Here is a 10,152-nt window from a genome sequence, read left to right as displayed (position 1 = left end):
TATTTCACCAATTTCTCGGCCGAGGGTGAGGACCGCCAAAGCGACGCCAAGGGCAAAAACAAGACCGATAAATAATCAATTTTCACGGTTTGCAAATGGCAGGCCGTCGTCGGGTGGAAAGATGCGCCCCAAACAGCATCTTTCGCCGGAAAAAGGGGAACGTCATGCCTGCCACCGATCATCCGGCTTTTGCACGGATTATGCCGTTCGTGTTTGTGTTCCTCTGGAGCACGGGCTTTGTTGGCGCAAAGTTCGGACTTCCCTATGCCGACCCGTTTACCTTTCTGTTTGCCCGTTTCGCCATCGTCATTGTTCTGATGGTGCCGGTGATTTCGTTGCTGGGTGCCAAATGGCCCAAAAGCTGGCGGCAGGTTGCCCATATCAGTACCACCGGGGTTCTAGTTCACGGGATTTATCTGGGCGGTGTTTTCTGGGCGATTGATACGGGGCTCCCGTCGGGTTTGGCGGCCCTGATCGTCGGGTTGCAGCCGGTTGTGACGGCATCGGTTGTTGGTGCCCTTCTGGGGGAACGTGTCAGCGGGCGTCAGTGGGCCGGGCTTGTTCTTGGCCTGATTGGCGTGGCTTTGGTCCTGTTGCCCAAAATCGGTGACGGCATCGGTATTACCGCCTTTGGCATCGGGCTTGCGATCATGGCGCTGTTTGGCATGACGGCCGGGACGCTTTATCAGAAACGGTTCTGCACGGGCATGGATCTGATGAGCGGTACGGTTATCCAGTATATCGCCGCAGCGGCCTTTGTCGGGCTGGTGGCCCTGATCAAGGAACCATTGGTGATCGAATGGAGCATGAACTTCATTCTTGCGATGGCGTGGCTGGTTCTGGTGTTGTCAATCGGGGCGATCATGCTTCTGATGGTTTTGATCAAGCAGGGCGAGGCAACCCGGGTTGCAAGCATGTTTTACCTTGTCCCGCCCACGGCTGCCTTCTTTGCCTGGTTGCTTTTTGATGAACATCTGGGCCTGCTCGGTTTTGCCGGATTTGCAATTGCCGCACTTGGGGTGGCATTGGTGATGGTGAAACGCTAGGTTCAGAACCGGACATAAAACGCCAGCATGACCGGAGGAAATTTTGACTGAGCCCCAGGAAAGATGGGTATTTGGATATGGATCGCTGCTGTGGCGGCCGGGCTTCGAATTTGAAGAACGGGCACGCGCGACGCTGCGCGGCTATCACCGGTCCTTTTGCATCTATTCCCATCATTATCGCGGCACACCGGAAAATCCGGGGCTGGTTCTGGGGCTGAATGTTGGCGGGGAATGTGTCGGGAACGCGTTTCGGATCGCGCCGGACAACTGGCCGCTGGTCAAGGCCTATCTGGATGAACGCGAACTGGTGACCAACACCTATATTCCCGCCGATGTCGAGGTCGAGCTTTCTGATGGACGCAAGGTCATTGCGCACACCTATGTCGCCGATCCAACGCATGAACAGTTCGCCGGGAACCTGCCGGTCCGGACGGCGGTGGAAATCATTGTCGCGGCACACGGCAATATCGGCCCGAACCTTGAATATCTTGAAAACACGGTCTGTCATCTTGACGAGATGGGAATTGTCGACCCGCCGTTGCACGATCTGATGGATCTGGTGCGCCGGGAATACGGTGAAATCAATATGGGAGCCGGTATCTGATGTCGAATGCCACCACGATGTCAAAAGGCGGAAATGCACCGATGATGGCAGCCTATCTGATGCTGGTTGCCTGCGCGATGATGTGGGGATCAAACCACGTGGTTGCGCGTGGGGTGAATGCCACGGTGCCGCTTGAAGCGCTGGCGTTCTGGCGTTGGGTTGTGGCCGCCGTATTGCTGTTTCCGGTTTGTATTCCGCACCTTAAACGCGATCTGAGGCTGATGGCCGATCATAAAATGTCGATGTTCCTGATCGGGACAACCGGCGTTTTCATGTTTTCGATCGTCATTTATCTGGCGGCTTACAACACAACGGCGGTCAATACCGGGCTTCTCAATGCGACAACCCCGGTCTGGGTTCTGCTGTTTGCCGCGATGCTTACGGCCGATAAACCCAAGCTTGGCCAGTGGGCCGGTGTGCTGATTGCCGGTGTCGGTACGGCAGTGATCATCGCCAAAGGTGACTTTTCGGTCTTTGCCGAGATGAACTTTGTCTCGGGCGATCTGTTCGCGATGATTTCAGCCATGGTCTGGGCGGCATATTCCATGCTTCTGAAACGTGCCCCCAAGGGCGTGCATCCGCTAAGCCTTGTGTTTGTTTCTGCCCTGATCGGGTTGGTGTTCCTGACCCCGCTTTATATCTGGTCGGTGGCTGTACGCGGTGAGCCGTTCTTTACCCATCTTGATCCGGCCTGGCCCGATATGCTCAAGATTTTCTATATCGGCGCGGGGCCAGCATTTTTGGGTTATCTGTTCTGGAATAAGGGCGTTGCGGTTGTCGGCCCGGCAAATGCTGGCGTGTTCCTGTATCTGATGCCGGTTTTTGCCAGTGTCCTTGCCATCATTTTTTTGGGCGAGGAACTGCACCTTTACCATCTGGGCGGGATCACATTGATTGCCTTTGGCATCTGGCAGGCAACACGCCGAAAGGCATAGCAGCCGAAAGAGGGATGGAATTGAAAAAGGCCGGATAAAAATCCGGCCTTTTGCATTTGAAACAACCGTCTGATCAGGTCGGCGTTTTTTCCTTGTCGACGGATTCCATCGGAATTGCGGTTTTGGCTTCCTGCTGTTCGGCTTCGGCCTTTTCGCGGGCTTCCTCGATCTCGACGTCACGAGATGTCAGGGTCGGCAGATTGAATTCAGCCTGCGCTTCGCGTTCAAGTTCGCGGGTGCGGTCATCAATCCTGCCTTTGATCGTTTTCATAAATGTTTTGCGATCAAGGTCCGGCTCAATCGCGGGCAGGAATTCCATGGTGACCTCGCCACCATATTTCATGAAGCTGTGCCGACCCCAGAACATGCCGGAATTGATGGCAACCGGAATGACCGGCGTATCGGGGAACGCCTTGTAGAGCGCATAAATGCCAGGATGATACGGCCGATCCGAGCCAGGAGGCGTACGCGTACCTTCGGGGAAAATCACGATCTGTCTGCCATCGGCAAGGGCACGTTCGGCACCCTTGATCATGTCTTTCAGGGCAGATGATCCGGCCGATCTGTCGACGGCGATCTGCCCGGACAGCAACAGGAACTGCCCCATCAACGGGATGCGGGTCAGTTCCTTTTTCAGGATATAGGCCGGGTCGGGCACAACCGTATGAAAGGTCAGGGTTTCCCAGGCAGACTGATGCTTGGCAACCAGAATACAGGGACCTTTCGGCAGGTTTTCAAGGCCGCGAATACGCTTGTACATGCCGACAGTCATGGCCAGCATTCCCTGTGTCAGGCGACACCACATATGGCCGACCCACTGATTGGGCTTGCGGCCAAGTGGCATCAAGGGAACAAGCACGATGCACAATGCTGCGGTACCGGCGAAAAACAACACGTTAAACAAAAACGCGCGCAGGGCTCTCATGCAGACAGATCCTTCAAACACTTCGTCAAAGGGTTTGTAACAGTTATGAGACACGAGTGAAACGCCGTATCTTCAACCTGATTTCTGGGAAAGACGATTGGATGCCGAATAATCCTGCTTTGGCGGCGTTGATGGTGCGCTCGGACCATGCAGGCCGGCGCGGTTCCCGTCCGGAAGAAATCCCAAAAGATAGTTCCGCAGGCTGGCAAACAGGAACTTGTTATATTCACTGGCAATCAGACTGGCACTTCCCGGCCAGCGCCACCAGCTGTCGACCTTTACATTCTCGGGGAAAACCGGATGGGCGATGATATCGACATCGGGCATCAGGCTGCGAAATTCCAGAAGCGATCTGGGCATATGATAATTGGCCGTGACGATGCGCAGGCTTTTATAGCCTTCTTCATATACCCAGACGGCCGTTTCCAGCGCATTCCCGCGGGTATTTTCGGCAACATGGCCAAGAACCACACAGCATGAAATCAGCCGGGGATCGGCTTTGCCCGCTGATAGAAGCTCGTCCACTTCGACCCCGCGATAAACGCCGGAAATGAACAGCTTTTTGGCAAGATGGCGCGTCAGAAGGCGACGGCCTTCCGACAGGCGTTCACTGCCGCCGGTCAGAACGACAATGGCATCGGTTGTGCGGTCAGGTTCATTGACCTCGGTCGGGATGATATCGACATACCAGACAAAACCACCCGCCCAGATCAGCCCCAGCAGGATCAGGGTCGACAGCAAAAAGCGGAACCGGCGGAAGCGTCGACGGTGCTGAACGGAAAGGGGTGGCTTACTCATATGATTGGGCCTGAAGGGACGCTGGCATGCGACAAGGCTCTCCTTTTGGGGACAAGGTCATGATCCGAAACGCTAAATGATCACGACGCTGCAGGCCGACTATACGGAGGAGTGAGGCAGGTTACAACATTCTGCGCAAGACGCGCAGCACAGTTCTTTTGGCCGTCATCTGGGCGACACCGGCGACCACGAAGGGAATGGCAATGATAATGCCGATGAAAAGCGGACTGAAGACCAGTGTCGGGATCGGCCAGCCGGCACGTATGCCCAACCAGGCAATCAGTCCGGAAACCGGTAGGGCAATCAGAAGGCCGATCAGGGCACCAAAAAACGCCAGCCGCAGATTATGGCGGGCAAACTGGCCCGCGATGTAAGAATCCTGCGCACCGATCAGATGCAGCAATTCGATGATTGCGCGATGAATGGAAAGACCTGATCGGGTGGCAAATACGACCGACAGCATCGTTGCCCCGAACAGTACGATGATCAGTGTCATCAGGGCCAGTTCGACCGAAAAGGCAACATCGGCAATCCGTTCAATCCAGATGCGATGATCATCCAGAACCGCCTCGGGGGCGATTTCGCCCAGCCTGCGTTCAAGAGCATCGAAATTAAAACCGGTTTCCGGGGTGATTTCGATGATGCGCGGGATCGGCAGTTCACTGACGACTTCATCGGGGCCAAGCCACGGTTCAAGAAGGGCCGACATGGTTTCGGGGCTGAGTTCCTCGATCCGGGAAATGCCCGGCATGCCGGCCAGCTGCTCGATGATATTGTCAACCGTTGCCTGCAGGGCTTCTTCGCGTTCTTCGGGGTCGCGGTCTGCCATGTTGGTCGGAGGAACCTGTATCGAAAGGCTGCCTTCGATCTGGCCGGACCATTTGCCGACACTGTCATGCAGGGCCGCAAGGCCAACGATCGAAAACGTCAGCAGGGCCACCATCAATGCGACGATGCTTGGCAAAAAGCGCGTCGATGAATCGCTATCAAGTGGCAGATGTGACGGTTGCGAACGAAAAGCCATGATCGATTTTGGGTCCTGTCTGAGCCAGTTGCCGTCGGTTGGTTCGGTTACGCGCTATGCGTGATGTCGTGCAGGGTGCCTGCTTCAAGCAGCCATTGATTATGGCCAAAGCGGCGCACCAGTTGCCGGTTATGTGTGGCGATCAGCACTGTGGTGCCGAGTTTGTTCAGTTCTTCAAAAAGATATAGCAGCCGCATCGCGATCCGGTCATCAACGTTACCCGTCGGCTCGTCGGCGAGAAGCAGGGCCGGGCGGCCGATAACGGCGCGCGCGATGGCAACGCGTTGCTGCTGTCCGCCCGAAAGCCGCGATGGCACGGCATTGATCTGATCACCAAGGCCGACCCATTCGAGAAGTTCGGTCACGTTCTTGCGGATCTGCAAATCCTCGACCCCGGCGACGCGCAGCGGCAGGGCGACATTTTCAAAAGTCGTCAGGTGATTGATCAGGCGGAAATCCTGAAACACCACGCCGATTTTGCGGCGGATCGCGGGCAGTTCATCGCGCGGAATGCGGATATTGTCGCGGCCGAAAATATTGATCTCGCCGCGTGTTTGACGCAGGGCAAGGTAAAGCAAACGCATCAATGTCGATTTGCCGGCGCCCGAAGCCCCGGTCAGGAAATGGAAGCTGCCACGATGCAGGGTAAAGTTCAGATCGCGCAGAATCTCCGGCCCGGATTCATAGCGAACACCCACATTCCTGAAACTTACGACTTCAGTCAAAACTTGCGCTCCATATCGCAGCACGACGTATCAGACCCGACATAACATGATAATGCGGGGGCCGGTTGAACAATTGCAAAAGTCCGATCTGGCAGACCCCGAAGTGGGTATCATTGCAGATTGGCCGAAAATATGACGACTTAAACAGTTCTTCGGATGTCATCGAAGCACCATATGTGCAATGCTGTGCCAACCAAATTCGGGCAGCTTCAGTTATCTGTGCTTAACAGTCTGTTAAATCGCCGCTATTTACATATAGTGTAGGTTCTGCCCTACACTGGCGAATTCGGGGGATCGCCGGAAATCACTCAGGTTATGGCCGTGCCCCGGGTTTCATGCCGCTGACATCGAGATGCCAGGTTTGCAATGATCATTACTTGCCCAGATTGTTCAAAAAAATACTCTGTGAAAACAGAGGCGATCGGCCCAAAGGGCAGAACCGTGCGCTGCAAAAATTGCGGCAATAGCTGGCATCAGGACCCGCCGGGAATGAAAACCCCGTCGCCAGCGCAGGAAAACAGGCTGCCGCCGCCTTTCGATCAGGACGGCGCGCTTGGTGCTGACTTCAATGCCGACCAGATGCCGGGTCAGGTTGATCCCGGTTTCGAGGACGCAGACAAAATCCCCGATCCGCCCCCCATCCCGCAGCAGCTGATTCGCAACAATCCGAAGCCGCCTGCGAAATCGAAAAAGGGTGTTGTTGGCTGGATTCTGTTCTTCCTGATCCTTGGTGGGGTTGGTGCAGGCGGATATTTTGCCAAAGATATCCTGATCAATCTGTGGCCGCCGATTGCCAAGGTCTATGACATGGTCGGGCTTGACGTCCCGCATGTTGGCGAAGGCCTTGATATTCGTGAATTGCCGCCGACTCGCGAAGAAGAAGACGGTGTTGACGTTCTTGTCGTTCGCGCCGAGATCGTCAATATCAGCGAGGTTGACCGGGTTCTTCCCTATCTGCTGATCGAGCTTCTTGATCCGCTGGATCGTGTGGTTCAGCGCAAAAAAGTGCCGCTGATCTATGACGAAAGCGCGGTTCAGAGCGGTGCAGAAATGCCGATGGAAGCCCAGATGCTGCCGGTTGGCGAAACCATGACGGTGGAAACCAAGATCCGTCGTCCGAACCCGACAGCAACCCGCCTGCAGGTTACCTTCCTTGACCCGCGCGAAGCGGTCGAACCCTGATCGGTTTGATCTGAAAATGACAAAGGGCAGCGATCCGTCGCTGCCCTTTTTGTTTACCCGTTCTTCGGGGTTGCGTTCCTAGAACCGTTTAAGCAGCCGATCAATATATTCCTGTTCGATCACCGGGCGGTCCGGGTCCCCGGATCGGCGGCGCAGTTCCTGCAGGATACGCCATGCCCGTTCAAGGGTGTCGACTTCGGGGATGACGGTGGTGCCGTCCCCGCCAACCGGCCGGCCAAGCGGATCACGGTTGCCCGACCCGCGCAGTTCATCAAGCATCGGCATCATCTGGCTAAGCCCTTCAAGGGCACGGCTCAGTTCGCCAATGCCGCGCTGAAGGGCTTCCATGGCCTGTCCCTGCTGTTGCAGGGCTTCGTGGGCGCGGTTGCGCCCAAGGGCTTCTGCGGCGCGCTGCATGGCCTCGATGGCGGTTTCAATGCCGCTGAGATTGCCAAACTGGCCAAAGCCGGAATTGTTGGTCAGGTTCTGGGCATCACCGGCAAGGTTTTGCTGTTCCTCGGCGCGGTTACCATTGCCGCCGGGATTGTTGGACGGATTATCCCCCTGATTCATCAGTTCCTGCTGTCGACGGGCAAGATCACGAATGCCATCGAGCATTTCGCGCAAGGTCGATGTGATATCGGTTCCGCCGTCACCCGATGTGACCTGCATGTTTTCAACCAATTCACGCAGGCGATCAATCAGGGCGCGCGCCTGATCGCGGGCACCGGCCCGCATCAGGGCGTCGATCTGATCGACAATCCGTGAAAGATCCTGCTGTTCAAGGATGGCGGCGGGGGTCTGTTGCTGTCCTTGCTGGTTCTGCGGTGCCTCGCGGGCGAGGGCGGCCATATATTCGTTTAGGGCCCGACGGTAATTTTCGATCAGCTCGGCGATTTCGGCTTCGGTGACATTCGGGTTGGCGAGTGCTTCGAGCAGCCGTTCCTCGGCCTCCATCAGGTTGCGTTCGGCCATGCCATAGCTGCCGCGTTCGATTTCTTCGGCAATGTGCCAAAGCAGCCCGGCGACCTCCTGATGGACGTCGCGATCACGCAGATGGGCCGAAAGTCGTGCCTCGGTCACGGAAAGTGCCAGGAAAATACCGATATGGCCGTTAAATGCCTGCGGGGCATACAGCACGGGCAAAAGGGCATTGCGCATTTCAAGCGCCTTGTCGGGATAACGCAGCAAGCCACGCCGGATCGTGATCAGCTTTTTGGCAACCGGATGGGTGAATTCACGTTCCGGAAGCACGATGGATCGCATATCGCTTTCGCCTCGCTGCCCGGAATTGTCCTGCGATACCAGTTGCAGATTGACCGGAAGCCCGGCCCAGGGATGGGAAACAAGATCAAGGAAACGTGGGCCTTCGATCCGGGTTGGCATGGATGCGGCACCCCCCTGACCATCGCGACCGGACATATCGATACGGATATTGTCGATCAGACCGAACTGTTCGGCGCCAATGCCATCGGTCGCGGGGGTGATGATCAGATCAAGGTTGTTCATGCCGTAATCATCGGTCGCGACATAATCAAGACGGATATGATCGCGGCGGGTCACCGACGGCGGGCTGACGAATGAAAGGGCGGGCGGTTTATCGGCCACCAGATTGACATTCAGTGTCAGCCGGTCATTGCCCCAGACCGAAATGCGCCACGGCCCGGCCTGATCAAGGGCGGTCGAAATGACATAGCTGTTGTCGCTGCTTTCCGATATGTCGCGTTCGCCGGTGGGGGTATGCAGTGTGGGTTGCCAGACACTTCCGATGCTGCCCGCCAGTGTTGACCCGACGGGGACATCCACATCGATGACATTGGGATTCCCGGCGTTTGTATCCGCCGGTTGCTGCTGTGGCTGGTCGGTGCCATCGGCAAAACGCAGGACTCGCGGGATCTGTCCGGTATAGGCAGGCGGGGTGACCCATAATGTCGTGCTGAAATCGGCAGCACCCAGCCGTTGAAGCGGGCTGAACGCCTTATAAAAGCGTTCCCCCATCCGGTCATGGGCGACAAACAGCCCGACGGCGAGCAGCAAGACCGGCAAAACCACCAAGCCATAGCGATCAATGCGCGCCAGCGAGGGCTGGGGACGGGGCAAATGCAGGTTATCAAGCATCGCCTCGTGGCGTTGCAGCTGCTTTTGCCACAGATAGCTTGTCAGCGGGTCCTCGTGATCCCCGATATGGTCTTCAAGGCTTTGCAGCGGGTTGTTTTCAAGGCCGTTTTCCTGTTCGATCCTTTGCAGGACGGCGCGGCGATTGGGCCATGTGAAATGCCGCCATGGCAGGATGATGGCAGCAAGACCGGCAACCGACAGGATCGAAAGCAAAATGATATGCCCGGTCGCGGGCAGCATTTCAAAGGTACCGGTTAGGGTCAGCCCGGCAATCAGCATCGCGGTTGTCAAAGGCGGGATCAGCCGTGGCCACACGCGTTCCCACGACATGATCATCCGCGCCAGGCGCAGATGACGTTCCAGTCGGGGATTGGGTGGTATGATCGACATATCGACTTAAGGCCCCTGCAATCGCCCCGTAACCGGGACATGTGCCGCCAGCTTGGTCTGATGAACAGATTTCAAACCCTAGTTTAAGTTTGGGGCTTTGGCGGGGCGGGTCAAGTCAGGATCGTGAGTGAGCCAAAATAAAAGGCGGTCCCGAATGGGGCGGTTTTGGGCGGCATATGAAATTTATTGAAAAAGTTCTTGATTTGTTCTTTTATTTATGGCATAAGAGAAAAATCAACGGGAGAAATGCACCCGAACCGAAACCCGCAAGGCCTTGTGCCTCGCGGGTTTTTGCGTTTGGGGCCGGATCAAAGAGGGGATCAGGATGCAGCGGCAAAGATTGAGGCAGGGCAGCGGGGCGATCCGCAGGATATGCGTCGGCGGATGGCGGAGCCATTACGGCGG

The 10,152-nt window shown here is 56.4% G+C and carries 11 protein-coding genes; 5 read left to right on the top strand and 6 right to left on the bottom strand.

The window, feature by feature from the left end:
- On the bottom strand, positions 1–182 hold a 182-nt coding region (locus TH5_RS25950; RefSeq protein ID WP_208638539.1), incomplete at its 3' end, for a hypothetical protein.
- On the opposite strand from TH5_RS25950, the gene TH5_RS24730 reads away from it, so the two are divergent.
- Genes TH5_RS24730 through TH5_RS24720 form a run of 3 tightly spaced genes read left to right on the top strand, consistent with a single transcriptional unit; the run spans position 165 to position 2,585 of the window.
- Positions 165–1,046 carry a DMT family transporter gene (locus tag TH5_RS24730; protein WP_114124095.1) on the top strand — a complete coding sequence of 294 codons (882 nt, stop codon included), beginning with the start codon at positions 165–167 and terminating at the stop codon, positions 1,044–1,046. The two genes, TH5_RS25950 and TH5_RS24730, sit on opposite strands and share 18 nt — an antisense overlap.
- Positions 1,047–1,089: 43 nt before the next feature.
- Positions 1,090–1,650 carry a gamma-glutamylcyclotransferase gene (locus TH5_RS24725; RefSeq protein ID WP_114124094.1) on the top strand — a complete coding sequence of 187 codons (561 nt, stop codon included), beginning with the start codon at positions 1,090–1,092 and terminating at the stop codon, positions 1,648–1,650.
- Positions 1,650–2,585 (top strand): DMT family transporter, encoded by a 936-nt coding sequence (locus TH5_RS24720; protein ID WP_114124093.1) that lies wholly within the window; start codon positions 1,650–1,652, stop codon positions 2,583–2,585. The genes TH5_RS24725 and TH5_RS24720 overlap by 1 nt, the downstream gene beginning before the upstream one ends.
- 73 nt (positions 2,586–2,658) lie before the next feature.
- On the opposite strand, the gene TH5_RS24715 is transcribed toward TH5_RS24720, so the two are convergent.
- From TH5_RS24715 to ftsE, 4 genes are all read right to left on the bottom strand, one after another.
- The gene (locus tag TH5_RS24715) at positions 2,659–3,510 is read right to left on the bottom strand and encodes a lysophospholipid acyltransferase family protein (RefSeq protein WP_114124092.1); all 852 of its coding nucleotides are present in this window, start codon (positions 3,508–3,510) and stop codon (positions 2,659–2,661) included.
- Between the two features lie 72 nt (positions 3,511–3,582).
- Entirely contained in the window at positions 3,583–4,308 is a 726-nt protein-coding gene (locus TH5_RS24710; protein WP_167443663.1) for a YdcF family protein, read from the bottom strand.
- A gap of 121 nt (positions 4,309–4,429) precedes the next feature.
- Positions 4,430–5,332, bottom strand: coding sequence for a cell division protein FtsX (locus TH5_RS24705; protein WP_114124090.1), 903 nt, complete (start codon positions 5,330–5,332; stop codon positions 4,430–4,432).
- Between the two features lie 47 nt (positions 5,333–5,379).
- Positions 5,380–6,057, bottom strand: a complete 678-nt coding sequence (gene ftsE / locus TH5_RS24700) for a cell division ATP-binding protein FtsE (RefSeq protein WP_037987102.1) — start codon at positions 6,055–6,057, stop codon at positions 5,380–5,382.
- 366 nt (positions 6,058–6,423) lie between these two features.
- Between ftsE and TH5_RS24695 the strand changes: the two genes are divergently transcribed.
- On the top strand, positions 6,424–7,239 hold the full coding sequence (locus tag TH5_RS24695; protein ID WP_114124089.1) for a DUF3426 domain-containing protein: 816 nt from the start codon (positions 6,424–6,426) through the stop codon (positions 7,237–7,239).
- Positions 7,240–7,317: 78 nt separating this feature from the next.
- Here the strand turns inward: TH5_RS24695 and TH5_RS24690 are convergent, their stop codons facing one another.
- On the bottom strand, positions 7,318–9,747 hold the full coding sequence (locus TH5_RS24690; RefSeq protein WP_114124088.1) for a DUF4175 domain-containing protein: 2,430 nt from the start codon (positions 9,745–9,747) through the stop codon (positions 7,318–7,320).
- A gap of 186 nt (positions 9,748–9,933) precedes the next feature.
- Between TH5_RS24690 and TH5_RS25945 the strand changes: the two genes are divergently transcribed.
- The coding region (locus TH5_RS25945) for a hypothetical protein (RefSeq protein ID WP_208638538.1) at positions 9,934–10,152 on the top strand (219 nt) is incomplete at its 3' end.

This window comes from Thalassospira xianhensis MCCC 1A02616 (assembly GCF_003326475.1).
GTDB lineage: Bacteria > Pseudomonadota > Alphaproteobacteria > Rhodospirillales > Thalassospiraceae > Thalassospira > Thalassospira xianhensis.
The sequence above is the reverse complement of the archived record's forward strand: the minus strand, read 5'-3'. Positions and strand labels throughout refer to the sequence as shown.

Excerpts from the sequence above, each read along its gene's own strand:
- TH5_RS24730 (WP_114124095.1), top strand. The coding sequence starts at position 165 with ATGCCTGCCACCGATCATCCGGCTTTTGCACGGATTATGCCGTTCGTG.
- TH5_RS24720 (WP_114124093.1), top strand. The coding sequence starts at position 1,650 with ATGTCGAATGCCACCACGATGTCAAAAGGCGGAAATGCACCGATGATG.
- TH5_RS24715 (WP_114124092.1), bottom strand. The coding sequence starts at position 3,510 with ATGAGAGCCCTGCGCGCGTTTTTGTTTAACGTGTTGTTTTTCGCCGGT.
- TH5_RS24710 (WP_167443663.1), bottom strand. The coding sequence starts at position 4,308 with ATGAGTAAGCCACCCCTTTCCGTTCAGCACCGTCGACGCTTCCGCCGG.
- TH5_RS24705 (WP_114124090.1), bottom strand. The coding sequence starts at position 5,332 with ATGGCTTTTCGTTCGCAACCGTCACATCTGCCACTTGATAGCGATTCA.
- TH5_RS24695 (WP_114124089.1), top strand. The coding sequence starts at position 6,424 with ATGATCATTACTTGCCCAGATTGTTCAAAAAAATACTCTGTGAAAACA.
- TH5_RS24690 (WP_114124088.1), bottom strand. The coding sequence starts at position 9,747 with ATGTCGATCATACCACCCAATCCCCGACTGGAACGTCATCTGCGCCTG.